This is a genomic window from Mesorhizobium sp. P2_D6 (assembly GCF_056404315.1).
Genome location: NZ_JBFUEG010000010.1, coordinates 172,678 through 196,178, shown reverse-complemented (window position 1 = coordinate 196,178; position 23,501 = coordinate 172,678). Strand labels below are relative to the sequence as shown.

The window sequence follows — 23,501 nt, the reverse complement described above, 5'->3', positions numbered from 1 at the left end:
TCCATCAGCTCCGGTAGTCGCCATTGATGGCGACATATTCCTTGGTGAGGTCGCAGGTCCACACCGTCGCCTTGCCGCGGCCGATGCCGATATCGGCGCGGATGCGGATGTCGTCGCGCTTCATATAGGCCGAGGTCGCCTCCTCGGAGTAGCCCGGGTCGCGTTCGCCCTCATGCGCCAGCCGGTTGTCGCCAAACCAGATCGACAGAAGGTCGCGATCGGCCGGTTCGCCGGCCTTGCCGACGGCCATGACGACGCGGCCCCAATTGGCGTCCTCGCCGGCAACCGCCGTCTTGACCAGCGGCGAATTGGCGATCGACAGCGCGATGCGCTTGGCCGAGCGCGCGGATTTCGCGCCAGTAACGGTGACTTCAACCTGCTTGCGGGCGCCCTCGCCGTCGCGCACCACTTGCAGCGCCAGAGATTTCAGCACCTTGCCGAGTGCGCGGCGGAAGGCGCCGAGGCGCGCATCCTTGGGATCGCTGATGGCGGGCGCGCCGCGCTTGGCGGCGGCACCGGTGGCGAACAACAGCAGCGTGTCGCTGGTCGAGGTGTCACTGTCGACGGTGACCGCATTGAAGGTCTTGGCCGTGCCGCGCGACAACAAATCCTGCAGCACGGGGGCGGCGATCGGTGCGTCGGTGGCGATGAAGGACAGCATCGTCGCCATGTCGGGCGCGATCATGCCGGCGCCCTTGGAAATGCCGTTGATGATGACGTCGGCGTCGCCGAGCTTGACCGTCGCGGTCGCCACCTTCGGATAGGTGTCGGTGGTCATGATGGCCTTGGCCGCTTCGGTCCAAAGGTCCGGCTTGCCGTCCTTGACCAGTCCGGCCAGCAGATGGCTGAATTTGCTGGTGTCGAGCGGCTCGCCGATGACGCCGGTGGAGGCGAGGAACACTTCGCCTGGCGTACAGCCTGCAGCCTTGGCCGCCGCCTCGCCGGTCAGTTGCGTCGAGGCGCGGCCCTTCTTGCCGGTGAAGGCGTTGGCGTTGCCGGAATTGACGACCAGCACCCGCGCCTTGCCGGCGCCAAGGTTCTGCCGGCAGAAATCGACCGGTGCCGAGGGGCATTTCGATTTCGTGAACACACCGGCGACAGCGGTGCCGGCATCGAAGACCATGGCCAGCAAATCGGTGCGGTTCTTGTACTTGATCCCGGCCTCGGCGGTGGCGATGCGCACGCCCTCAATGGCAGGCATTTTGGGATATTTCTTCGGCGCGAGCGGCGAAATCGTTGCGGACATTGGAGACCTCGGGCGACGGGAAAACGCTGGGGAAGGCCGGTTTGCCCGATACCACGGCCCGGCGCAAGGGCGTTTTCTTTGCCGTCGGCACCGGCAAGCCACCTTGGATTAAGCTTGCATTTCAAATCCGTTGGCGCCACCGGGGCCTCCGGCGTTATGATATCGGCCATGGGCAGGCTGATTATCTTGGCGGTGGCGTTTATGGGGCTTTTGCTCCTGAGCGCCGATGCGCAGCAGGAACGGCGCGTGGCGCTGGTCATCGGCAACGGCACCTATGCCGAGGCCGGCACACTCACCAATCCGGTCAACGATGCGCTCGACATTGCCGGCCAATGGCGGATCGCCTCGGAAACCTCGCAAGCGATGAACTGATCGCTGCCGAGGGCGAGCCCTGCCCCCAAAGCCTATCTGCTGCACCGCGCTTGCCGACTTCCACAATATCGCTTGAAACGGGCCGTTTCGTTTGACTGCCGGCTCACCTATATTGCCGGCGAAAGTGTTGGCGAGGACAGACATGGGCGAGGATCCGGCGCGCAGATCGATCGGGGCGCGGCGAAACCCCGACAGCGCCGAGGCTATCCTGGAGGCTGCGGAGGCGGTGCTGGTCGAGGCTGGCTATGCCGGCTTTTCCATTGAAGCTGTGGCGCGGCGGGCGCGCGCCGGCAAACCCACGATCTATCGTTGGTGGCCAAGCAAGGCAGCCCTGCTGCTCGAGGTCTACAAACGGCAAAAGCGCGTCGACGTCCCCGATACCGGCAATCTTGAAGACGACCTCGTTGGTTTCCTTCAAAACCTCTTCTCGCACTGGCGCGACACATCCTCGGGCAGCGTATTTCGGTCCTTGGTGGCCGAAGCGCAGTCCGATGAAGCTGCGGCCGTGGCCCTGAACGGCTATGCCGATGGACGTCGGTCCCATACTGCCCGGATCATCGAGCGCGCCAAGATGCGAGGCGAGGTTGTGGCTGATGTTGATGCGGCGCTGGTCGCCGACCTCATGGCTTCCTACGCCTGGAAACACCTTTTGACCAACCGTCTCGACGAAGATGAGGTTACAATCCGCGCCACCGTCCGCTATGTGATATCTGGCATCTCTCGCTAATCGCCGACAATCGCCGGGGGGCGACTTGACCGAAAACGCCTTGCCGGTTCTGCCCGTCAGCCTGATCATCGTTTCCGACTATCTGACGCCGGATGGCGACGACGAACTGCGCCGGGCCGTGCGTGCCTACGCGCAGGACGCACGTGGCGTGCCCGCCGAAATCATCATCATGCTGCCGCATGGCCATGCATCGGCGATCGAAGCGGAACTGTCCGGAAAGCCCGCCTTTTTCTGCCCGTCGGTTATCGTCGCCACTCATGACAGCGATGAGTCCTCGCAACTGAAGGACGCAGCACTCGCCTATTGCCGCCATGACCTCGTCGCCGTGGTCGAGGCCGATTGCCTGACGCGGCCCGGATGGCTGGCGATCCTTTACGAAGCTGTCTTGAAAAACCCGAAGATCGATGCGATTTCCGGCCGCACCACTTACGGCAAGGACACCATGATGATGCGGGTGATGTCGCTGCTCGACCGCGGCTTCATTGAGCGCCGCAACCGCAACGGCCAGATCATCCATGTCAGCAACAATGGAGCTCTGTACCGGCGGCCGGTTCTCGAACGCTATCGCTTCGAAGCCGACCACGGACCTTTCGTCTCCTCGCATCTGCGGCAGCACGCGATGCTGAGGGATGGCGTGGCCATGGAGGTGGCCACCGAGGCGGTCTCGATCCACGCCTATGAGGGCCTGGGCTTCATCTGGGATGTCAGGCGCAACAAGGGCTACCAATACGCGCGCATGGATCTGCTGACGAAGGGCCGACGTTCGAGGCTGGGCCTCGCCTGGCGGGCCGTGAAAACGTCCTTCAAGGAAAACCGCCAGACGGCGCAGGCCGTCGGCACGGCGTTTTGCCGCTGGACGGACTGGCCGCTGTTCTGGGCGATGATGCTTCTGCTGCGCATCCCCGAATTCACCGGTGCCCTTGCCGCAGGCGATCCGGCGACGTTCAAGGCCTCCACCCACTATCGCTGACTTTCCGCCAGCCAAGGCTCGAAACGAAAAGGGCGCCAAACGGCGCCCTTTTGCATGCTTTTGGAGGCGCCGCCTTACTTGCCGGCTTCCATCGTGTCGACGGCCTTCTTCAAATTGGCGTCCGGGATTTCGACCTTGGCGGCGCCGCGCAGCTGCTTGACCAGCGCAAAATACTTGTCGCGGATGACCGCCTGCTTGGCCTGGTCCTTGACGTCGTCGAACGCCGGCGGCTGTTTGGTGCGCTTGTCCTCGAGCTTAATGACGTGCCAGCCGAACTGCGACTGCACTGGCTCCTTGGTGTATTTGCCGACGTCGAGGGCGAATGCCGCCTTGTCGAACTCAGGCACCATCTGGCCCGGGCCGAACCAGCCGAGATCGCCGCCATTGGTCTTGCCCGAGGGATCGCTGGTGTGCTCGTTGGCGAGCTTCTGGAAATCGGCTCCCCCGTCGAGCTGCTTGATGATCGCCTCGGCTTCTTCCTTCGTCTTCACGAGGATGTGACGGGCATGAACCTCATTGACCGGCGGCGTGCTGGCGATTTCCTGATCGTAGCGGGCACGCACCTCGGCGTCGGTAACCTTGTCGACGACGCCCTTTTCGACCATCTCGCCATGCAGCGCGCGCTGCTGCAGGAACGCCATGCGGCGCTGGAATTCGGGATCCTTGTCGAGCCCGGTGGCGACTGCCTGGGCGGCCATGACGCGGATCTCGATGGCCGCGGAAAGGGCGGCGGCGCGGCGCTGCTCGGGCGGCAACTGCGCGAACTGCTGCGACAGCTCACCCTCGGCAAGCCCAAGGTCCGCCTCGGTCAGCTTCTCGCCATTGACGGTAGCGACGACCGCGTTGGGATCGACGGGGGCGGCGGCGGGCGCTGCAGCATCGGCCGGTGCGGGAGCGGCTTCCTGGGCCATGACAGGCGACAGCGAAAGAGCCGACAGGCCGAAGACCAGGCCAAGGCTGGCGAGCGACGCACGGCGAAACAGTAAGGACATCAAGATTAACTCCAAGGGGGATTGGTCGGGCTTGCAGATCAGCCGGATTGTGGCGGAATTTGGCGCTGCCCATAGGGCTAACGCGGCGTTGACATCAGTTGAGCCCCCTCTTATCTGTCCAACGACTTTGCGTCCAGAACCGTTTTCCGGGCGCTTTTTGCGTTTGTCTGCGTTTCACGCGGAATTGATGGGGCCGGCCGGCGCTCGTCTCAAGATTGAGAATTCTATCGAAAGGACCATTGGATGGTCAGTCTCGGCGGTCTCGCCCGTAAGGTTTTCGGCTCCTCAAATGATCGCCGCGTCAAGGCGACCCGTCCGCGTGTCGAGGCGATCAACGCCATGGAAAACGAGATGCGGGCGTTGTCTGACGCCGAACTTCAGGCGCGCACGGAAAAATTCCGCCAGGATATCGCCAACGGCGCCACGCTAGATGACCTGCTGATACCGGCCTTCGCCACCGCCCGCGAGGCGGCGCGCCGCGTGCTCGGCATGCGCCCCTTCGATGTGCAGCTGATCGGCGGCATGGTGCTGCACAATGGCGGCATCGCCGAAATGCGCACCGGCGAGGGCAAGACGCTGGTCGCCACCCTCCCCGTCTATCTCAACGCGCTGGCCGGCAAGGGCGTCCACGTCGTCACCGTCAACGACTACCTGGCCACGCGCGACTCCGAATGGATGGGCCGCGTCTACAAATTCCTCGGCCTTTCGGTCGGCGTCATCGTCCATGGTCTCTCCGATGAGGAGCGCCGCGTCGCCTACGCCGCCGATGTTACCTACGCCACCAACAACGAGCTCGGTTTCGACTATCTGCGCGACAACATGAAATATGAGCGCGCCCAGATGGTGCAGCGCGGCCACAATTACGCGATCGTCGACGAAGTCGATTCCATCCTGGTCGATGAGGCGCGCACGCCGCTGATCATTTCCGGTCCGCTCGAGGACCGTTCGGAAATGTACAACACCATCGACGCCTTCATGCTGCAGCTCGGCCCGGCAGACTACGAGATCGACGAGAAGCAGAAGACCTCGATCTTCACCGAGGAAGGCACCGAGAAGCTGGAAAACCTGCTGCGCGCGGCCGGCCTGCTCAAGGGCGAGTCGCTCTATGACGTCGAGAACGTCGCCATCGTTCACCACGTCAACAACGCGCTGAAGGCGCACCGGCTGTTCCAGAAGGACAAGGACTACATCGTCCGCAACGACGAGATCGTCATCATCGACGAATTCACCGGCCGCATGATGCCGGGACGCCGCTATTCCGAAGGCCTGCACCAGGCGCTCGAAGCCAAGGAGCATGTGGCGATCCAGCCGGAAAACCAGACGCTGGCCTCCGTCACCTTCCAGAATTATTTCCGCCTCTACAAGAAGCTGTCCGGCATGACCGGCACGGCGCTGACCGAGGCCGAGGAGTTCGGCAACATCTACGGCCTCGAAGTCACCGAAATCCCGACCAATCTGCCGGTTATCCGCATTGATGAGGACGACGAGGTCTACCGGACGGTCGAGGAGAAGTACAAGGCGATCGTCAAGGAGATCAAGGAAGCGCGCGCCAAGGGCCAGCCGACGCTGGTCGGCACCACCTCCATCGAAAAATCCGAGCAGCTGGCCGAGCGCCTGCGCAAGGAAGGGTTCAAGGATTTCGAGGTGCTGAACGCCCGCCATCACGAGCGCGAGGCGGCCATCGTCGCCCAGGCCGGCAAGCCCGGTGCCATCACCATCGCCACCAACATGGCGGGACGCGGCACCGACATCAAACTCGGCGGCAACGCCGAGATGCGCATCGAGGACGAACTGGGCGACATGCCTGCAGGCCCCGAGCGCGAGGCACGCGAAAAGGAAATCATTGCCGATGTCGAGCGCCTGAAGGACAAGGCGCTGGCCGCCGGCGGCCTCTACGTGCTCGCCACCGAGCGCCATGAATCGCGCCGCATCGACAACCAGCTTCGCGGCCGTTCCGGCCGCCAGGGCGACCCCGGCCGTTCGAAATTCTTCCTGTCGCTGCAGGACGATCTGATGCGCATCTTCGGTTCCGAGCGCATGGACGGCATGCTGCAGAAGCTCGGCCTCAAGGAAGATGAGGCCATCATCCATCCGTGGATCAACAAGGCGCTCGAAAAGGCGCAGAAGAAGGTCGAGGCGCGCAACTTCGACATCCGCAAGAACCTGCTGAAATACGACGACGTGTCCAACGACCAGCGCAAGGTCGTGTTCGAGCAGCGCATCGAATTGATGGACGGCGAAGGCCTGTCCGAGACGATCGCCGAGATGCGCGAAGGCGTCATCGAGGAGATCGTCACCAAGAACATCCCCGAAAACGCCTATGCGGAGCAGTGGAACGTCGCCGGCCTCAAGGCCGAAGTCGCCGAATTCCTCAATCTCGATCTGCCGGTCGAGGACTGGGTCAAGGAAGAAGGCATTGCCGAGGACGACATCCGCGAGCGCCTGACCGAGGCCGCCGACGCCGCCGCCAAGGAGCGCGCCGAGCGTTTCGGCCCCGACGTGATGAGCTATGTCGAACGTTCGGTGGTGCTGCAGACGCTCGACCATCTGTGGCGCGAGCACATCGTCAACCTCGACCATCTGCGTTCGGTCGTCGGCTTTCGCGGCTACGCCCAGCGCGACCCGCTGCAGGAGTACAAGGGCGAGGCGTTCGAGCTGTTCCAGGCGCTGCTCGGCAATCTGCGCCAGGCCGTCACCGCGCAATTGATGCGCGTCGAACTGGTCCGCCAGGCCGCCGAAGCGCCGCCGCCTGAGGCGCCCGACATGTTCGGCAGCCACATTGACGGCACCACCGGCGAGGACGATTTCCAGGGCGGCGAGACGGCCCTTCTGGTCCGCCAGGAGAGCAACGCCATCGTCGCTCCCGAAGACCGCGATCCGAACAACCAGGCGACCTGGGGCAAGGTCGGCCGCAACGAAGCCTGCCCCTGCGGCTCCGGCAAGAAATACAAGCACTGCCACGGCGCGTTTGCCTGATTTCTCTTCCTTCTCCCCGTTTTACGGGGAGAAGGTGGCCCGCAGGGCCGGATGAGGGGCGGCGCTGCCGTTCGCTAGTTTAGCCGGCTAAACCACCCTCACAGCAACCCGGAATCGCGCGCCGCGGCGGTCGCTTCGCCGCGCGACACCGCATCCAGCTTGCCCAGCACCGCCGAGACGTGGTGATCGACCGTCTTCGGCGAAATCGTCAACTGCTCGGCGATCCGCTTGTTGGATAAGCCGCGTTCGATCAGCTGCAGCACCTGCATCTGGCGCAAGGTGAGGCCGGCCACGTTGGCGCGTGTCGACCGGCGCGGGCCGCGGGCGATGCCGCCAATGCCGTTCTTGCGCATGATATCGCGCAGGCGCTGGGCAGCCGGCCTTGCCCCCAGGCCGTCAAAGATATCCAGTGCCAGCCGCTGCCCCTCTTCATCGCCAAGGATGAGCGCCAAAGCGCGTTCGTATGGCGCATTCAATTCGGCCCACAATGCCGAAGCCGAACGCCAGTCGCCGGTCAAAAGCAGTCGGTATGGGGTGGCCATATCGGCAGTATCGCCGGCCGGCATGTCCGGAGCGAGCAATGTTCGCCACAGCGCCAGCTCGCCGACATGGGCGCGCGAGCGCATCGGCGTTTCGGCGCGGGTGATCAACGCCAGCGCCTCCTCTTTGTCGGCCAGCCCCAGCCATGCCTGCTCCGCCATCAGCGCTGCGTATGAACTCAGCATCTGCAGGTCCGCACCACTTCCGACGAACCGCGCCATTTCGGCAAACAAGGGCTCGGCCGACGGATCGCCACGCCGCAGTCGCAGTTTCGCCAACGCCAGCAGCGCCGGAAACCGGCCCACCGTCGCTGTCCGCTCATTGTCGATGACGTCGGTTGCTGTCGCGGCGGCCTCGTCCCATTGGCCCTGGCGCAGCTGTACATCGGCCAGCATGCCCCTGAGATAGTCGCGCCATGTGCCGAGGTCGTTTTCGGTGCAATAGTGGATGCCGCTCTCAAGCACCGGCCGCGCCGCGTCGTAGCTCATCTGGGTGATCTCGAAGCAGGCGCGATTGGTGAAGGCGCGCGCGGCGTGCTCCTGGAAATTGCCCTGCAGCGCGATTTCAAGGCTTTGGTCGAGGCGCTGGCGCCCGGCAGCCGGATCCAGCCACTGCTCGACGCAGCCGACATTGTTGAGGGCATGCGAGGCGATGTCGGGCCGGTTCATGCGCCCGGCCAGCGCCGCCGCCTTCTCGCCATAGAACAGCGTGTCCTCCACCCTTTCCGACAGCATCGCCAGATGGGAAAGGTTCGAATAGGCCATGGCGAGTTCCGGACCGGCGGGAGCAGCTTCCAGCATCGCCACCGCCTCGGCCCCGAAAGCGGCCGCCGCCTCGCGGTCGTCGCCCATTTCGCTCAGTCGGGAAAGCCATCTCAGGCTATCGCCTTCCTTCAGCCTGTTGCCGTTGGCTTGATGCAGTCGTCGTGCCTGTCCCTGCGACGCGAGCGCGTCGGCGATCTTGCCGATGAGGTGGCATTCGAAGGCATGTCTTTCGTAGAGTTCCGCACGTTCCGTGGCCGGCAGGCTGTCGGCCTGCTGCAAGGCGATCTCGTAGTAGCCAGCGGCATCGCGATGGGCGCCGACGCGCGACGCCTCGCGCGCGGCGATCGGCGCAAGTTCGCGCACCGCCGCCAGATTGTGGGCCTCGACCGCATGATGCACCAGGCGGCCGGTGGAGACGTCGCCATTCTCGAGCAGCGCAGCCAGGGCACGTTGGTTGAATTGCCGCCTGTGTGATGTCGTCAGCATCATTTCGATGGCGCGCCGCGCAATGTCGTGGCGGAAGGCGTAGCCATCGCCCAGATCATCGAGCAGGCCATTGGCGACACACTCGGCCAGCTGGCCGGCGCTGGCGACGCCACACAGGCCCTGCAAGGCCCAGGCGTCGGCCCGCCGCGGAAACACCGACACCGCATCGAGCATCGCCCGGGCGCCAACCGAGAGCCGCTCGGCCCGCGCCAGCACGGCGTCGCGCACGCTTGCCGGCAACGCCGTTTCGTTTTCGGCTGACAGCAATTCGGTAACGAAGAAGGCATTGCCCGCGGTCGCCCGATAGATGGCATCGCCATCGCGGCCGGCCGCATCGGCAAGCGACAGCACCGCTGCCTCACTGAGCAGCGGCACGTCGATGCGCGCCACGCTGCCTGCCGGGATTTCGCCCAGCGCGCGCCGCACGCGCATCTGTCCTTCGCTGCGGTCGGTGCGCGCCGTGAGCAACAGCAGGATGTGGGTGTTGGCGATACGCCGGCCGAGGAAGCGCACGAAGTCGAGCGTCGCATCGTCGGCCCAGTGCAGGTCTTCGATCACAAGCAGGCTCGGTCCCTTCGCCGCAAATGCGTCGAGCGCATCGGAAAACAGCGGCAATCTCTGCCCATGCCGGGCGTCGATCGCGCGCGGCAGCGCCCATTGCGCCTCACGGGCCAGATCGTAGAGCGGCCCCAGCGGATCGGGGATCGACAGGTCCTCGCAAGCGCTGCGCAACGTCACCGCGCTCTGCCCGACACGGGCCACGAACGCCTCGACAAGCGTCGTCTTGCCGGCGCCTGCCTCCCCCGCCAGCACCGCGACGCGGCCATGGCCGCCGATTGCATCGCCAAGCAAGGTCTCCAGCTGCTGCAGCTGGGTCTGCCGTTCCAGAAGCATCATCATCGTCTCGTATGATCGGAGTTTTCCCACCATGGCGGGCCGCTCACGATAGCCCGTGAAGAGAGCGCCGCAATGTGACTTTGCACACATTGCCGTGCCTCTTTCCACAAAGAACGACGCCAACATAGGGAATCGTCCCGCCAAATATGGGGAATCGTTCCGATGCGCGGGCCGGGCCGGCATGGTCAACGTCCAGCAGCGCTCCGATCGAGCGTGAATCAATGGAAAAGGAAGCCTTCCATGCCTCGCTATCTGATTGAACGTACATTCCCGGACGGCCTCAACATACCGATGACCGACATCGGCGCCAGCGCGGTGGGCGGCGTCGTCATGCGCAATGCCGAAAAGGGCGTCACCTGGATCCAGTCCTTCGTCACGCCCGACAAGAAGCGCAGCTTCTGCATCTACGACGCGCCCTCGCCCGAAGCGATCCGCAGCACCGCCCAGAAAAATTCGCTGCCGGTCGACAAGATCACGGAGGTACGGGTTCTTGACCCTTACTTTTACCTCTGATCGCGCGCTCGGTCGCTACAATGATGAGCATCAAACTGCCCTTCGCGGCCATGGCGAACTGCCTGATGGCCTGCCGGTCGGTGGAACCGAGCCTGTCCTGGGAAAGACCGGGCAGCCAACCTCCCTGCTCGGCCGTCTATGGCGGTTCGCGACGAAGCTGCCTGCGTATCTGTCTGAAAGGCGGCGCCTGCCCCCGGAAGGCGACTATCTGAGGAGCGACATCGGGCTCTCGGAACGGGAAGTTCCGCAGGAGTATTGGCAATATTACTTTTGGGATCGTTGATTTTGCACGGGTTTTAGCGGCGGCCGTAAGCTCGGCAACCGGCGCCGCATGACCATCGCATGAACCGGGACGGACAAGCCCGTCCCACCAATCCAACGCTGCCAGCGTTTCGGCAGGCCCGACCGGGTCGCCGTCGCCTCGAGCGTCAACAAACGAATGGAAAGACCATGACCACAACTCTTTGGACGACACGCTTCGCGGCCCTGGCCGCCATCTCGATCGCGGCCGGCACCGCCGCCCAGGCACATGACGCCAATCCGCTGGCCGAAAAGGTGCGCGCCGCCAACAGCCGCTTCGAGAATGTTGCAGCCGCCACAGCCGAAGGCTACGCCCCGATCCCTTGCGCCAGCGGCATCACCGGCGGCGCCATGGGCATCCACTATGTCAACGGCGCCTATCTCAAGGACGATGCCGTCGATGTCGCCAAGCCCGAGGCGGTGATGTACGAGCCGATGGCCGACGGCAGCCTGAAGCTGATAGCGGTCGAATACATCACCTCGAAGGGCCCGGCCTCGCTCGAAGGCCAGCTGTTCAACTTCAACAGCGCCCCCAACCGCTACGGCCTTGGGCCGTTCTACGAACTGCATGTCTGGGCCTGGAAGCAGAACCCGACGGGCGCCTTCGCAGACATGAACCCGAACGTGTCGTGCGACGCAATGAAGGGAATGTAACCCTCCCCATGTGACACCTCGGGCACCGGACACCCGGTGCCTGGCCTTCTCCCTTGGCGGGGGGAGGGGCGAGCGCAACGCCGACCCGGCTCCCCAAGCTTCCCCGGCGTTCGCTCGCCTTTTCGTTCTGCGACTGGCATACGATTGACGTACCTTGCACACGCGGCTGTCCTCGGCCGCTCGGCGCACCCGCACCTGCCCACGCTTTCTTAAGGTGTTTCGGATAGATCGAAACCCAGAAAAGAGGCGGAAAACGGAGTGTGATCGGAGTGCGCTTTTCCGCGGCGACGACGGCCGGGCGGTTCTTGCCGCAGCGCTTGGCGCTGCGCATGGGGCCGCTGCTTGGCCGCATCGATGCGGTGCTGTTCACCGCCGACGAGCGCGGCGAAGCCGGGCGCATGTCGCTCATCGCTTTTGCCATCCGCATCGTCAGCGCCGTCATCGCCTTCATCAGCCAGGTGCTGATGGCGCGCTGGATGGGCTCGTTCGAATACGGCATCTTCGTCCTCGTCTGGGTGACGATGGTCATCGTCGGCAACCTTGCCTGCCTCGGCTTCCACACCTCGGTCATCCGCTTCATCCCCGAATACCGCGAACGCAACATGCTGGCCGAATTGCGCGGCATCGTGGTCGCCAGCCGCCTGTTCGTGCTGATTGCCTCAACCGCGATCGCCGGACTTGGCGCACTGGGGGTCTGGCTGTGCGCGGACTGGATCGAGAGCTACTATGTCATCCCGTTCATCCTCGGCCTGTTCTGCCTGCCGATGATTGCCATGGGCGACCTGCTGCAAGGCCAGTCGCGCGCCAATTCCTGGGCGCTGTTTGCATTGTCGCCGACCTATCTGGTGCGGCCGGTGCTGATCCTGGCGCTGATGGCGCTGATGTTGGCAATGGGTTACGCGCCTGACGCCCGCACCGCGATCTTCGCCTCGATCGCCGCCACCTACGCCACCACGCTCGGTCAGCTCATCGGCGTTACCTCGCGCATGGGCAAGAACATCCCGGCCGGGCCGATGAAGGTGCATTTTTCCGAGTGGTTCATCGTCTCGCTGCCGATCTTCCTGGTCGAAAGCTTCTTCTTCCTGCTCACCAACGCCGATGTGCTGATGGTTGGCGCCTATCTGCAACCCAACGACGTCGCCGTCTATTTCGCCACCGTCAAGACGCTGGCGCTGGTGCATTTCGTCTATTTCTCCGTCAAGGCCGGCGTCGCCCAGCGCTATGCGCAGTTCACCCATGGCGAACCGGAAAAGCTCGCCGCCTTTGCCCGCGAGACCGTGTCGTGGACCTTCTGGCCCTCGCTGTTGATGGCGCTGCTGGTGCTGCTGCTCGGCGAGCCCATGCTGGTGCTGTTCGGCCCGGAATTCACCGCCGGCTATCCGCTGCTGTTCCTGCTGGTGTTCGGCGTCGTGGCGCGCGCCGCTGTCGGCCCCTGCGAAAGCCTTTTGACGATGAGCGGCAACCAAAACATCTGCGCCGCCGTCTATGCCATGACGCTGGCCTTCAACATCGGCCTCAACATAGTGTTGATCCCGCTCTTCGGCCTGTGGGGGGCCGCAATCGCCACCAGCCTTGCCATGGTCTTCGAGGCGAGCGCGCTGTCCTTCACCGTCTGGCGCAAGCTTGGTATCGTCATGTTGATCTTCATGCCCGCAGCCAGGGGAGCCGCCTGATGGCCGCCATCCCGTTGATCGAGGAGACCAGTGGCGGTCCGGCCGGCGCCATGGTGTCGGGCCTCGCCGGCCTGGCGCGCGACGCCGACCCGGCCCATCTCGAGATCCTCGCCAACAACCGGCCGCAGCGCAAGCTGGCGATCTATCCGGCCTCGGCCGGCTTCGAGCTGGTCGAAGAACTCGACTTTCTTTGCACCCGCACGATCGAACCCAACGTCTTCTTCAACCCACGCTTCCTGGCGCCGGCCATGCCCCGGCTGGAGGATCGCGAGGTCAAGCTGGCGGTGATCCGCGACGGTGACGAATATCGCAACCGCCTGCGCCTGCTGGTGCCGTTCTCGGTCGAGCGGCCGGCCGTGCCGCTCGGCGTTCCGGTGATGCGCACCTGGTCGAGCCCGTTCGGCCCGATCGGCACGCCGCTGGTCGACCACGACGACCCGATCGGCGTCGTCGAGGATTTCTTCGGCATGCTGTCGCGGCCGCACCTGAAGCTGCCGAAGGTCTTCGTGCTGCCCGACATGCGGCTAGACGGCCCGTTGGCGAGCGTGCTTGCCACCGTTGCCGAGACGCGCGGCCTGACAATGGTTACCACCGGCAAGGCGGACCGGCCGGTGCTCGAAAGTACGCTCGACGGCGAGGCCTATCTGAAGACGTCGCTGCGCGCGCATCACCATCGCGAATTCCGCCGCCTGAAGCGGCGCCTGGGCGATCTCGGCAAACTGGAACACATCGTGGCGCGCGGCCCGGACGAAATCCGCCATGCCATCGAAAGTTTTCTGACGCTGGAAGCCGCCGGCTGGAAGGGCCGCGAGCGCACCGCCATGGCCATCGACCGCTACCGCGCCGCCTTCGCCCGCGAGGCCGTGCACCGGCTGGCCGAGCACGACATGTGCCGCATCCATTCGCTGACGCTGGACGGCCGCACCATCGCCTGCCTGGTCGTCTTCGTCGAGGCCGGCGTCGCCTACACCTGGAAGACCGCCTATGACGAGACGCTGGCGACCTACTCGCCGGGCACGCTGTTGATGATCGAGGTGACCAAGCAGCATCTCGACGACCCCAACGTCATGATGACCGATTCCTGCGCCGTGCCCGACCATCCGGTGATGAGCCGGCTGTGGAGCGAGCGCAAGCCGATGGGCTCGCTGGTGATCGGGCTGACGCCGGATGCCGACCGCCTCGCCCGCCAGGCCGCCTCGCAGTTGCACCTCTACCGCGAGACCCGCAACATGGCCCGCCTGCTGCGCAACCGCGTGAAGAGTTTGCTGGGACGGCGCTGAGCCGTGTGCCCCGCGGGAGCCTTGAGAAAAGCCACTGGATCAACGACAAAACCCAAGCTATGGGTCGCGGCGGCAATTTCGGCCGGCCTTCACGACAAGCCATCCTGATGATCAGAACCTTTTTGCGTCACGCCAGTACCCGTGCGGCCTTCCTGCTGCTTGCGCTGCTGCCCGTCCGGGCCTGGGCCGATAGCTGTCCCGAGGATTGCAGCGAGCCCGCGCCGCCCGTCAACATCTACCGCCACACCGGCGCCGGCCACCTCAGCCCGGCCACGCTGGGCGCGCTGCCGCGCGTCTATGTGCCGAACCGCTCCTCCAACAGCGTCACGGTGATCGACGCCATCACGCTGAAGGAGGTCGACAGCTTCTCCGTCGGCAGCAAACCGCAGCACGTCGTGCCCTCGTGGGACCTGAAGACGCTCTGGGTCGCCAACAATGGCACCGGCAAGAATGGCAGCCTGACGCCGATCGACCCGATGACCGGCAAGCCCGGCCCGCAGATCGCCGTAGACGATCCCTACAATTTGTATTTCATGCCGGATGGCAACGCGGCCATCGTCGTCGACGAAGCCCTGGAGCGGCTCGATTTCCGCGACCCACACACCATGGCGCTGAAATCGAGCCTGCCGACGCCGACCTGCGCCGGCATCAACCACGCCGATTTCTCGGTCGACGGTTCCTACGCGATCTTCACCTGCGAATACGGCAATGGCGGCCTGGCCAAGATCGACCTGAAGAACCAGAAGGTGCTTGGCCATCTCGACTTCTCGAAAATGGGCATGCCGCAGGACATCCGCCTCTCGCCCGACGGCAAGGTGTTTTACGTCGCCGACATGATGAATGACGGCGTCTTCCTGGTCGATGGCGACAGTTTCAAGGAAATCGGCTTCATCCCGACGGGCATCGGGGCTCACGGCTTCGTCGTCAGCCGCAACGGCAAGCGGCTCTATGTGTCGAATCGCGGCTCGCACAAAATGGAGCAGGGCAAGGCAAAGGGACCGGGCAGCGTGACCGTGATCGACTTCGCCACCCGCGCGGTTGTCGCGCAATGGCCGATCCCCGGCGGCGGCAGCCCCGACATGGGCAATGTCAGCGCCGACGGCAGACAGCTATGGCTCTCCGGCCGCTTCGACGGCGCCGCCTACATGATCGACACGACATCAGGCGCCGTCACCAAACTCCGCGTCGGCGCCGAGCCGCACGGCCTAACGGTCTGGCCGCAGCCAGGACGGTACTCGCAGGGCCATACGGGAAATATGCGTTAGGTGCGTCTACGGGAAAAATAGTGCTCTTAGCCGGACCAGAAACACACATGAAATCGAGCACCTACAAAAAGTGGAACAAGTGACGGGCAGGAGGGGCATCGTTGCAACCGCGACGATCACTCCGGCACCCCGGAGATGCCCAGCGCCTCGACGTAACGCTCGGCGAACACCTTGTCCCGCCACGGGTTGATCTGCCTCTGCAGGGCGAGCGTGTAGGTCGGGAACGCCTCCATCAGACGCCGCGCCGCCGCCTGCGCCTCGTCCAGCCGGTTGAGTTTGACCAGCGCCATGATCACCACCCGGTGCGAGGTGCCGTAGTTCGGCATCTCCTGCAGCGCGCGTGCTCCCCATGCCAGCGCTTCCTCATAGCGCTCGAGCATCAGGTAGCTCATCCCGATGCCGGAGAGCGCGATGCCCTTCTCCGGGTCGACCGGGCTCAGCCGCATTGCCCTGTGAAAGTGCTCGATCGCGACGAGCGGGCAGCTGGAATGTGCGTTCACCCAGCCGCTGCTCGTATGGCCCTGCGCCGAATTGGGGTTGAGCAGCAGGGATCGTTCTATCGTGCCCAACGCCATCTCGTAGTCCTTCGCGCTGTAGGCGAGCACCTGCGCGGCGAAGCGTAGGCTGGTGGGGTCGTCGCGCGCTTCGGCCAGTACCTCGCGCGCCATGCGCACGGCGACCCGGCCATCGTCGGGCTCATGCCAGCACTGGCTCACGGATACGCTGCGAATATAGGCGCCGAGCCCCTTTGCCAGGTTGAAGCCAGGGTCGATGCTGAGCGCCTCGTTGGTGAGCCGGCGCACGTCGGCAAAGCCTTCGCGCGTCATGCTGTAGAAGCGCGGCAGCGCGCGAAGATAGAGGTCGTAGGCGCTCATGTAGTCGGTCGGCTTCATGCGCGCCTGCTTGATCTGCTCCAGCCGGATGCTCGGCTCGACAGCGCCGACGACGCTCTCGGTCACCTTGTCCTGCAGGTCGAAGATGTCGCTCACGTCGCCCTCGAAGCGGTCGGCCCAGACATGGTGTCCGCTGATCGCATCCACCAGCTGCCCACTGATGCGCACCCGCGATCCTGCTCTGCGGATGCTGCCTTCGAGCACGTAGCGGACGCCCAGCTCGCGCCCGACCTGGCGCAGGTCCACTGCCCGGCCCTTGTAGGTGAAGGACGAGTTGCGGGCGATCACGAAGAAGGAGTTCACACGGCTCAATCCCGTGATGATGTCCTCTACCAGCCCATCGGCAAAGTATTCCTGGTCGGGGTCTCCGCTCATGTTGGTGAAAGGCAGAACCGCGATCGAGGGTTTCTCGGGCAGGGAAGGCGGCGCAGCCACCGAGGCGCTGGCGTCGGTCTCGACGCGATAGGCGCGCACAGGCCGCTCGATGTTCTTGAGGCGCAGTTCGCCGAGCGGTGTGAAGCCGAAGTCGAGCTTGCCCTGAAGGTGGTCGTAGGCCGTGCCCGAGACGATCACGGTGCCGGGATCGGCGATGCTTTCGAGTCGGGCGGCGATGTTGACGCCGTCGCCGTAAAGGTCGCCGTCCTCCTCGCAGACCACGTCGCCGAGATTGACGCCGATGCGGAAGCGAATCCGCTCTTCCTCGGGCGTCTCTGCCTCGTGCTCTGCCATGGCCTGCTGGATCGCCATCGCCGAGGTCACCGCGTTAACGACGCTCGCGAACTCGCACAGCATGCCGTCGCCGGTGAGCTTGACGATCCGACCCTGGTGCTCGGAGACCAGCGGCTCGAGGAGATCCTTGCGGTAGATCTTCAGCCGCTCGAGCGTGCCGCGCTCGTCGCGCTCCGTCAGGCGCGAATAGCCGACCACGTCGCAAGCCAGGATCGCTGCGAGATGGCGCTGCGCGGTCATCGCACCGCTAAGCATAGCGCCTGCACGCGGGCCGCCCCGCGTCCATGTCCGGTCAACTTCCAGACGCCTCACCTGCATGGTATCCATCTCTCCCAGTTTCCGCCGGTCGCCGATACAGAACGGAGAACGCAGCCTGACCTTGCCCTCACGATACTTCGCTATCCCGCTTGCGAGGCGTGGAGCGTTCCAGTCGCCGCGCCAACAGCCAACCGACGACACGCCCACGCAGCCTCGGGGACGCTGACACGCCACTCCCCGAAGGCCGGAGATATTTCCTGCCCTGTGTAACCGGTTAACGTCACCGTGGCGGTGCTTTTGTATCGGACATCACACCAGACGTTCGCGCTTAGAGGCGATGGGACTGGTCAATCGGATGACTGATGCCTTCGCCTTGTCGGCCAAGGCACAGGCTGGGCGCGACCCCTCATAGAGGGTGCCAACGAGGCATTCCAAGGTGGATTTCGGGTGGATCAAAATCCACCGTGTTCCTTTAGCCTACTGGAAATAAAGCATTTCCAGGAGAGATTTGGTGCCCCTAGCCGGAATCGAACCAGCACTCCTTGCGGAACTCGATTTTGAGTCGAGCGCGTCTACCAATTCCGCCATAGGGGCTCAGGCCTGAGGGCCTAGATGGGCGCGGACTATACGGTTGGAGGCCTGTTCGTCAACTGGCCAAATGCGCCGCCCTGCCCTGCTTGCGGCAAAAGCCCGCCTTTCGGTTTCGTGTAGCTCCTGCCATTGTGCGGCGCAGAAAATCTTTCTAGACAGGCCGCGAGTGAAAGCGCGCCCGGCCTGAGAGATCGACGTGGCGCGCTTCGATCACTGTTTGTGCATGCCGTTGACCCGAAGCCGCTGCGCAGTTTGGGCGACCTGCATCAGGAGAGCCGATGCTTCGCGGACTTTACGACTGGACCTTGTCGCTGGCGGCACGCAAATCCGCCGAATGGTGGCTGGCCTTCATCGCCTTCGTCGAAAGCTCGGTGTTTTTCATACCTGCCGACGTCTTGTACCTGCCCATGGCGTTGGCGCGGCCCGAACGCGCCTATCGCTACGCGCTGACCGCCACAGTTGCGTCGGTGCTGGGCGGCATCGCCGGCTGGCTCATCGGTTACTATGCCTACGACACGATAGCACGGCCGATGTTGGAGCACTTCGGCGGCCTCGACACGTTCGAGAGGTGGCAGTCGTCCGGCACCGGGCTGATGCTGGTGCTGCTCGTCACATCCGGCGCCGCCCACTTGCCGCCGATGAAGGTGGTCACCATTCTGGCCGGGGCGCTTCACGTCAATCTCGTCGTCTTCATCGTCTCGGCCATCCTGGCGCGCGGCGCTCGCTTCTTGCTTCTCGCCTGGCTGCTGCGCCGCTATGGCGAGGAGATCAAGGAATTCATCGAGAAGCGTTTGGGATTGATCGTCGGCGCCGGCGCCGCCGCCCTGATTTCGCTCTATATCGTGGTCAAATACGCCTTCTGACCGCCCGCGATGGGCGGTGTTTCAGGACTATGCCGGCGAACGGCGAATTCAACGGACGAAGACCCATGACAGCGACCATGAATGCCGACACCGGACGCCAGCGGACGCGCACGGCTTTGTTTCTCGCCGTCGCCATGGCCGCCACGGTCGGTTCCGCGCTTGCCTTCCAGCACATAGGCGGCTACATCCCCTGCCACCTCTGCCTGGAGCAGCGCACGCCCTATTACATCGGCGCGCCACTGATGCTCTTGGCGGTGATCGCCTCAATGCTCAGCGCGCCGGCCTGGCTGACGCGCGGCCTGCTCGCCATCGGCGGCCTGCTGATGCTCTACGGCCTTTATCTCGGCGTCTATCACTCGGGCGTCGAATGGGCCTGGTGGCAGGGTCCGGCCGATTGCACCGCCGGCGCCGGCCCGGTCGACACCGGCGGCAAGGGCGTGCTCGACGCGCTCGACAAATTTGTGCCGCCGTCCTGCGACAAGGCGGCACTTCGCATCCTCGGCCTGTCGCTGGCCGGCTGGAACGCCATCGCCAGCTTCATCCTCGCCGCCGTCGCCTTCCGCGGCGCAATGGCCCGCGATTAATTCAGCGCGACGCAGAGTTCGTCCAGAAATTCGGCAGGCTGAGTCGAATGGCGCGGCTTTCGAGAACCGGAGTGGAGCGTACTTAAGTACGTGAGCACCGGAAGCGCCGAAAGCTGCGTCAGGCGGCCAGCATGGCGGATTTGGGCCGAACTCTATGGTTCGAGTTCGACATCCCAGTAGAGATAATCCATCCAGCTTTCATGCAGATGGTTGGGCGGGAACAGGCGGCCGTTGTTGTGCAGATCGTGCACGGTCGGCTGATAGGGCTTTTGCAGCGGCCACATCTTAGCGTGCGCCGGCATCATGCCGCCCTTCCTGAGATTGCAAGGCGAGCAGGCGGCAACGACATTCTCCCATGTCGTTGCCCCGCCGCGATGGCGCGGGATGACGTGGTCGAAGGTCAGATCCTCGGGCGTACCGCAATACTGGCACTGGAAGCGGTCGCGCAGGAAGACGTTGAAGCGTGTGAAAGCCGGGTGCCGGGACGGCTTCACATAGGCCTTCAGGCTGACGACGCTGGGCAGCTTCATCGAGAAGGTCGGCGAAGACACCGCATGCTCGTATTCGGCGACGATGTTGACTCGGTCGAGGAACACCGCCTTGATGGCGTCCTGCCAGGACCAGAGCGACAAGGGGTAATAGCTGAGCGGACGGTAATCCGCATTCAGCACCAGCGCGGGAAGCCCATCCGGAGATACGGCAACCGTCACCTTGTTGACCTCCTCGTTCTAGAACCGATCGGCGCGGATACTGTAAGCCCGACATGACAGGGATGTGAAGCGGATTGTCGCTCGCCTCAAGCGGCAAAAATGCAGGATTTTCATGCTTTTTTGCGGTTTCAGGCCGGTGGCGCGGCGTCCCTGCCCCTGGTTTCACGATAATAGGACCAGAAAAGCCGCGATGCGACACCTCGCCACGGGCTCCATGATTCGGCCAGCGCGATGAGTGTTTTCTCCGGCGGACGTGGATCTATACCGAGCGCATGGCCGACCGCGCTCTGCAGCGCGACGTCGCGCGCGGGGAAAATATCGGGGTGGCCGGCGGCGAACAGAAGATAGACCTCCGCCGTCCACGGGCCGATGCCCGGCACCGCTGTCATCGCCGCGATCGCCTCCTCGGCATCGAGCGAACAGAGGTGATGCAGGTCGAGCCCGTCGGCCACGGCCTGGGCAACCGAGATCAGACCGCGCTGCTTCGGCCGCGACAGCCCGGCCTCGCGAAACATGTCCTCGCCGGAAGCGAGGATCGCCTGCGGCGTCAACGGATCGACCAGTTTGACCAGCCGGCCGAAAATGGCATCGGCGCTCGCGCGAGAGACCTGCTGCGAGACGATGATCGAGGCGAGGCTACGAAACCCCGGCTCCGACAGCCGCAACGGCACCTCGCCGGCCATGCCTCGCACCTTTTCCAGCCGCGGATCGATAGTGCAAAGCGCATCCAGCCCCCGCGCAATGTCGTCCAGTGTCGCGATGCGTTGCATGGTATCCTTGTCCGCCGATGAGCAGCAAAGTAGCAATTGGCAAAACCGCAGCACAACCGGATTGCCGCCTCTGAGATGACGCTCCTGACATTCCGCTTCGCGCCGAGCCCGAATGGCGAACTGCATCTCGGCCATGCCTATTCGGCGCTGCTCAACCAGCAACTGGCGCGCGCTGCCGGCGGCCGCCTGCTGCTGCGCATCGAGGACATCGACACGACACGCTGCACGCCGGAATTCGAGGCCGGCATTTTTAGCGACCTCGCATGGCTCGGCCTCGAATGGGAACGACCGGTGCGGCGCCAGGCCGCACATTTCGCCGACTATCAGGCCGTACTCGACCGGCTGATCCGCGAAGAACTCGTCTACCCCGCCTTCATGAGCCGTGGCGAGATCAGGGCCTTCATCGCCGACAGCGAAAAGCGCGGCCGCGACTGGCCGCGCGACCCCGACGGTGTGCCGCTCTATCCCGCCGCTGACAAGGCGCTGCCGATCCGCGAACGCAACCAGCGGATCGCCGACAATGCGCCCTTCGCCTGGCGCCTCGACGTCGAAGCGGCACGGGCACGCCTCGGCATGGATCTGTCCTGGCGCGAATTCACCAACGAGACGCTGTCGGCGACGCAGCGTGTCGAGGCCCGGCCGCAGGATTGGGGCGATGTCACCCTGGCGCGCCGCGACATCCCGACCAGCTATCACCTGGCCGTCGTCGTCGACGACGCGCTGCAAGGCGTCAGCCATGTCGTGCGCGGCCGCGACCTCTATTCCGCGACCGGCATCCAGCGCCTGCTGCAGGAACTGCTCGGCCTCGGCCAGCCGGACTATTTCCACCACCGTCTCGTGCTTGGACCGGATGGGCGCAAATTGTCGAAGAGTTTTGGCGATACCGGCCTTGCCGCACTCAGGCAGGCCGGCGCTTCGCCGGACGATGTCAGGCGGCTCGTCGGTCTCTAGCTATAACCGTGCCAGCCCCGCCTTGAGCAGCGCCAACGCGCCGATAAACGCGAAGGCGCCGCCCAGTCCCCAGGCAACCGCGAGCTTCAGATCTCTAAGGACGATGCCATGCTCGTTCGCGACCATGATCGCGACGAAAAAACCAAGCGTGAACAGCAGCGTGTTGCCGGTCGACCCAAAACCGTCCTCCTGCATGATGGCGTCGAGCGCTGAGCCGAAGAAGAAACCGAACACGGCCACGCTTGCGACCGTCATCAACAGCCAGCTTGTGTCGAGATGCAACAGCATGCGCGCTTCCCTGTCGAAGCCGAAACGCCGTGTCGCCGGATCGGTCGACAGAAGTCGATTGCCCCGACGCCGCCCTTTGAATTCGGCCACTCATTACATTCCAATAAGCTTATGGATCAATTGTTTAGCTTTGCTTGCCGGATTGAACCGCATTAGAGCAATTGCCGTAGTTGACTCTTCACCCAATCGGGCCTCCTCCCCGGACACGAAACGGCTTCCCCCAAAATGCACAGTCTCAAGCGGTTCATCCCCGCCTCCTTCGTCGTCCTGTGGGCGACCGGCTTCATCGGCGCACGCTATGCCATGCCTTGGGCGGAACCCTTCACTTTCCTGGCGGTGCGCTTTGTCATTGCCGCCTTGCTGCTCGCCGGCCTGATGCTCGTGCTGGGCTCGAAGCGAGCCACAAGGGCCGAAGCGCTTCACGCCACCGTCGCCGGCATCCTCATGCATGGCGTCTATCTCGGCGCGGTGTTCTGGGCGATCCACCGAGGCATGCCGGCCGGGCTTTCGGCGCTGATCGTCGGCCTACAGCCGCTGATCACGGCGGTGCTTGCAGGCAAGTTCCTCGGCGAGGCCATCCTGCCGCGCCACTGGGCCGGCCTCGCGGTTGGCCTCATAGGTGTCGTCATCGTGCTGTGGCCGAAGCTCGGCGCGCTCGGTGGCGGCGTCACGCCGGAAACGCTGGTCGCTTCGCTCGTCTCGGTGCTGGGCATGAGCGCCGGCACCATCTGGCAGAAGCGCTATGCGTCGGGCGGCGACCTGGTGGCGGCGACGATGTGGCAATATATCGGCGGCGGCGCGCTGATGATCCTGGCTTCGCTGGCCTTCGAGACCCACACGGTCGTCATCAATGGCGAGCTGATCTTTGCCATGGCCTGGCTGGTGCTGGTGCTGTCGATCGGCGCCATCTTCCTATTGATGGTGATGATCCGCGACGGCGAGATGTCCAAGGTCGCGTCGCTGTTCTACCTGGTTCCGGCCGTCACGGCTGTCATCGCCTGGGCGCTGTTCGGCGAACAGCTCAGCCTCGTGCAGATTGTCGGCATGGCGATCGCGACATTGGGCGTTGGGCTCGCCACGGCCCGGCCGGCCAACGGAAAAACTGGGGAATTGAGTAATTGAGGAATTGGAGAATTGGAGAATTGGAGAATTGGAGAATTGGAAAAAAGCACACGGCGCCAGATATGGCCCCTTTTTCCTCACTTCCTC

21 protein-coding genes and 1 tRNA gene are annotated in these 23,501 nt (G+C 64.2%); 14 read left to right on the top strand and 8 right to left on the bottom strand.

Annotation, left to right across the window (positions count from 1 at the left end; genetic code table 11):
* Window positions 1–4 precede the first annotated feature (4 nt).
* Window positions 5–1,246 (bottom strand): bifunctional glutamate N-acetyltransferase/amino-acid acetyltransferase ArgJ, encoded by a 1,242-nt coding sequence (gene argJ, locus AC1D1L_RS21995; protein ID WP_112562280.1) that lies wholly within the window; start codon window positions 1,244–1,246, stop codon window positions 5–7.
* Between the two features lie 168 nt (window positions 1,247–1,414).
* Here argJ and AC1D1L_RS21990 point away from each other — a divergent pair, with 168 nt between their 5' ends.
* The 3 genes from AC1D1L_RS21990 (at window position 1,415) to AC1D1L_RS21980 (ending at window position 3,315) form a co-directional block, all read left to right on the top strand.
* Window positions 1,415–1,618: a hypothetical protein gene (locus AC1D1L_RS21990; RefSeq protein ID WP_477343538.1), complete on the top strand. Its 204-nt coding sequence runs from the start codon at window positions 1,415–1,417 to the stop codon at window positions 1,616–1,618.
* Window positions 1,619–1,760: 142 nt separating this feature from the next.
* Window positions 1,761–2,345, top strand: coding sequence for a TetR/AcrR family transcriptional regulator (locus AC1D1L_RS21985; RefSeq protein ID WP_477343537.1), 585 nt, complete (start codon window positions 1,761–1,763; stop codon window positions 2,343–2,345).
* 25 nt (window positions 2,346–2,370) lie between these two features.
* A complete protein-coding gene (locus AC1D1L_RS21980; protein WP_477343536.1) occupies window positions 2,371–3,315 on the top strand; it encodes a glycosyltransferase in 945 nt (314 codons plus the stop codon).
* 74 nt (window positions 3,316–3,389) lie between these two features.
* On the opposite strand, the gene AC1D1L_RS21975 is transcribed toward AC1D1L_RS21980, so the two are convergent.
* Window positions 3,390–4,307, bottom strand: a complete 918-nt coding sequence (locus AC1D1L_RS21975) for a peptidylprolyl isomerase (protein ID WP_477343535.1) — start codon at window positions 4,305–4,307, stop codon at window positions 3,390–3,392.
* Between the two features lie 243 nt (window positions 4,308–4,550).
* Here AC1D1L_RS21975 and secA point away from each other — a divergent pair, with 243 nt between their 5' ends.
* Window positions 4,551–7,283, top strand: a complete 2,733-nt coding sequence (secA, locus tag AC1D1L_RS21970) for a preprotein translocase subunit SecA (protein WP_477343534.1) — start codon at window positions 4,551–4,553, stop codon at window positions 7,281–7,283.
* Window positions 7,284–7,381: 98 nt separating this feature from the next.
* Here the strand turns inward: secA and AC1D1L_RS21965 are convergent, their stop codons facing one another.
* Window positions 7,382–10,003: an ATP-binding protein gene (locus AC1D1L_RS21965; RefSeq protein WP_477343533.1), complete on the bottom strand. Its 2,622-nt coding sequence runs from the start codon at window positions 10,001–10,003 to the stop codon at window positions 7,382–7,384.
* Window positions 10,004–10,210: 207 nt separating this feature from the next.
* Here AC1D1L_RS21965 and AC1D1L_RS21960 point away from each other — a divergent pair, with 207 nt between their 5' ends.
* From AC1D1L_RS21960 to AC1D1L_RS21935, 6 genes are all read left to right on the top strand, one after another.
* Window positions 10,211–10,483 (top strand): DUF4242 domain-containing protein, encoded by a 273-nt coding sequence (locus AC1D1L_RS21960; protein ID WP_352557606.1) that lies wholly within the window; start codon window positions 10,211–10,213, stop codon window positions 10,481–10,483.
* Entirely contained in the window at window positions 10,461–10,766 is a 306-nt protein-coding gene (locus AC1D1L_RS21955) for a hypothetical protein (RefSeq protein WP_477343532.1), read from the top strand. The genes AC1D1L_RS21960 and AC1D1L_RS21955 overlap by 23 nt, the downstream gene beginning before the upstream one ends.
* 167 nt (window positions 10,767–10,933) lie before the next feature.
* Window positions 10,934–11,437, top strand: a complete 504-nt coding sequence (locus tag AC1D1L_RS21950; protein WP_477343531.1) for a hypothetical protein — start codon at window positions 10,934–10,936, stop codon at window positions 11,435–11,437.
* 269 nt (window positions 11,438–11,706) lie between these two features.
* On the top strand, window positions 11,707–13,110 hold the full coding sequence (locus AC1D1L_RS21945) for a lipopolysaccharide biosynthesis protein (RefSeq protein ID WP_477343584.1): 1,404 nt from the start codon (window positions 11,707–11,709) through the stop codon (window positions 13,108–13,110).
* Window positions 13,110–14,390, top strand: coding sequence for a GNAT family N-acetyltransferase (locus AC1D1L_RS21940; RefSeq protein ID WP_477343530.1), 1,281 nt, complete (start codon window positions 13,110–13,112; stop codon window positions 14,388–14,390). The genes AC1D1L_RS21945 and AC1D1L_RS21940 overlap by 1 nt, the downstream gene beginning before the upstream one ends.
* 107 nt (window positions 14,391–14,497) lie before the next feature.
* Window positions 14,498–15,655: a YncE family protein gene (locus tag AC1D1L_RS21935; RefSeq protein ID WP_477343529.1), complete on the top strand. Its 1,158-nt coding sequence runs from the start codon at window positions 14,498–14,500 to the stop codon at window positions 15,653–15,655.
* A 116-nt stretch (window positions 15,656–15,771) separates the two neighbouring features.
* Here the strand turns inward: AC1D1L_RS21935 and AC1D1L_RS21930 are convergent, their stop codons facing one another.
* Together AC1D1L_RS21930 and AC1D1L_RS21925 are read right to left on the bottom strand one after the other, a co-directional pair.
* Window positions 15,772–17,604: an adenylate/guanylate cyclase domain-containing protein gene (locus AC1D1L_RS21930; RefSeq protein WP_477343528.1), complete on the bottom strand. Its 1,833-nt coding sequence runs from the start codon at window positions 17,602–17,604 to the stop codon at window positions 15,772–15,774.
* 440 nt (window positions 17,605–18,044) lie between these two features.
* Window positions 18,045–18,129: transfer RNA gene (locus AC1D1L_RS21925), tRNA-Leu, on the bottom strand.
* 275 nt (window positions 18,130–18,404) lie between these two features.
* Here AC1D1L_RS21925 and AC1D1L_RS21920 point away from each other — a divergent pair.
* Window positions 18,405–18,989 (top strand): YqaA family protein, encoded by a 585-nt coding sequence (locus AC1D1L_RS21920; protein WP_203279172.1) that lies wholly within the window; start codon window positions 18,405–18,407, stop codon window positions 18,987–18,989.
* 65 nt (window positions 18,990–19,054) lie between these two features.
* Window positions 19,055–19,573 carry a disulfide bond formation protein B gene (locus AC1D1L_RS21915; RefSeq protein WP_436261508.1) on the top strand — a complete coding sequence of 173 codons (519 nt, stop codon included), beginning with the start codon at window positions 19,055–19,057 and terminating at the stop codon, window positions 19,571–19,573.
* 152 nt (window positions 19,574–19,725) lie between these two features.
* Here the strand turns inward: AC1D1L_RS21915 and AC1D1L_RS21910 are convergent, their stop codons facing one another.
* Window positions 19,726–20,283 (bottom strand): HNH endonuclease, encoded by a 558-nt coding sequence (locus AC1D1L_RS21910; RefSeq protein ID WP_008874122.1) that lies wholly within the window; start codon window positions 20,281–20,283, stop codon window positions 19,726–19,728.
* Window positions 20,284–20,411: 128 nt separating this feature from the next.
* Window positions 20,412–21,053, bottom strand: coding sequence for a DNA-3-methyladenine glycosylase family protein (locus tag AC1D1L_RS21905; protein WP_477343527.1), 642 nt, complete (start codon window positions 21,051–21,053; stop codon window positions 20,412–20,414).
* A gap of 75 nt (window positions 21,054–21,128) precedes the next feature.
* Here AC1D1L_RS21905 and gluQRS point away from each other — a divergent pair, with 75 nt between their 5' ends.
* Window positions 21,129–22,004, top strand: a complete 876-nt coding sequence (gluQRS, locus tag AC1D1L_RS21900) for a tRNA glutamyl-Q(34) synthetase GluQRS (protein WP_477343526.1) — start codon at window positions 21,129–21,131, stop codon at window positions 22,002–22,004.
* Here the strand turns inward: gluQRS and AC1D1L_RS21895 are convergent, their stop codons facing one another.
* A complete protein-coding gene (locus AC1D1L_RS21895; protein WP_477305615.1) occupies window positions 22,005–22,382 on the bottom strand; it encodes a hypothetical protein in 378 nt (125 codons plus the stop codon).
* A gap of 135 nt (window positions 22,383–22,517) precedes the next feature.
* On the opposite strand from AC1D1L_RS21895, the gene AC1D1L_RS21890 reads away from it, so the two are divergent.
* Window positions 22,518–23,414, top strand: a complete 897-nt coding sequence (locus AC1D1L_RS21890) for a DMT family transporter (RefSeq protein ID WP_477343525.1) — start codon at window positions 22,518–22,520, stop codon at window positions 23,412–23,414.
* The last annotated feature ends 87 nt before the right edge of the window (window positions 23,415–23,501 follow it).

Excerpts from the sequence above, each read along its gene's own strand:
- AC1D1L_RS21920 (WP_203279172.1), top strand. The coding sequence starts at position 18,405 with ATGCTTCGCGGACTTTACGACTGGACCTTGTCGCTGGCGGCACGCAAA.
- AC1D1L_RS21890 (WP_477343525.1), top strand. The coding sequence starts at position 22,518 with ATGCACAGTCTCAAGCGGTTCATCCCCGCCTCCTTCGTCGTCCTGTGG.
- AC1D1L_RS21930 (WP_477343528.1), bottom strand. The coding sequence starts at position 17,604 with ATGGATACCATGCAGGTGAGGCGTCTGGAAGTTGACCGGACATGGACG.
- AC1D1L_RS21935 (WP_477343529.1), top strand. The coding sequence starts at position 14,498 with ATGATCAGAACCTTTTTGCGTCACGCCAGTACCCGTGCGGCCTTCCTG.
- AC1D1L_RS21965 (WP_477343533.1), bottom strand. The coding sequence starts at position 10,003 with ATGGTGGGAAAACTCCGATCATACGAGACGATGATGATGCTTCTGGAA.
- secA (WP_477343534.1), top strand. The coding sequence starts at position 4,551 with ATGGTCAGTCTCGGCGGTCTCGCCCGTAAGGTTTTCGGCTCCTCAAAT.
- gluQRS (WP_477343526.1), top strand. The coding sequence starts at position 21,129 with ATGACGCTCCTGACATTCCGCTTCGCGCCGAGCCCGAATGGCGAACTG.
- AC1D1L_RS21960 (WP_352557606.1), top strand. The coding sequence starts at position 10,211 with ATGCCTCGCTATCTGATTGAACGTACATTCCCGGACGGCCTCAACATA.
- AC1D1L_RS21940 (WP_477343530.1), top strand. The coding sequence starts at position 13,110 with ATGGCCGCCATCCCGTTGATCGAGGAGACCAGTGGCGGTCCGGCCGGC.
- AC1D1L_RS21975 (WP_477343535.1), bottom strand. The coding sequence starts at position 4,307 with ATGTCCTTACTGTTTCGCCGTGCGTCGCTCGCCAGCCTTGGCCTGGTC.
- AC1D1L_RS21950 (WP_477343531.1), top strand. The coding sequence starts at position 10,934 with ATGACCACAACTCTTTGGACGACACGCTTCGCGGCCCTGGCCGCCATC.
- AC1D1L_RS21985 (WP_477343537.1), top strand. The coding sequence starts at position 1,761 with ATGGGCGAGGATCCGGCGCGCAGATCGATCGGGGCGCGGCGAAACCCC.
- AC1D1L_RS21915 (WP_436261508.1), top strand. The coding sequence starts at position 19,055 with ATGACAGCGACCATGAATGCCGACACCGGACGCCAGCGGACGCGCACG.
- argJ (WP_112562280.1), bottom strand. The coding sequence starts at position 1,246 with ATGTCCGCAACGATTTCGCCGCTCGCGCCGAAGAAATATCCCAAAATG.
- AC1D1L_RS21990 (WP_477343538.1), top strand. The coding sequence starts at position 1,415 with ATGGGCAGGCTGATTATCTTGGCGGTGGCGTTTATGGGGCTTTTGCTC.
- AC1D1L_RS21905 (WP_477343527.1), bottom strand. The coding sequence starts at position 21,053 with ATGCAACGCATCGCGACACTGGACGACATTGCGCGGGGGCTGGATGCG.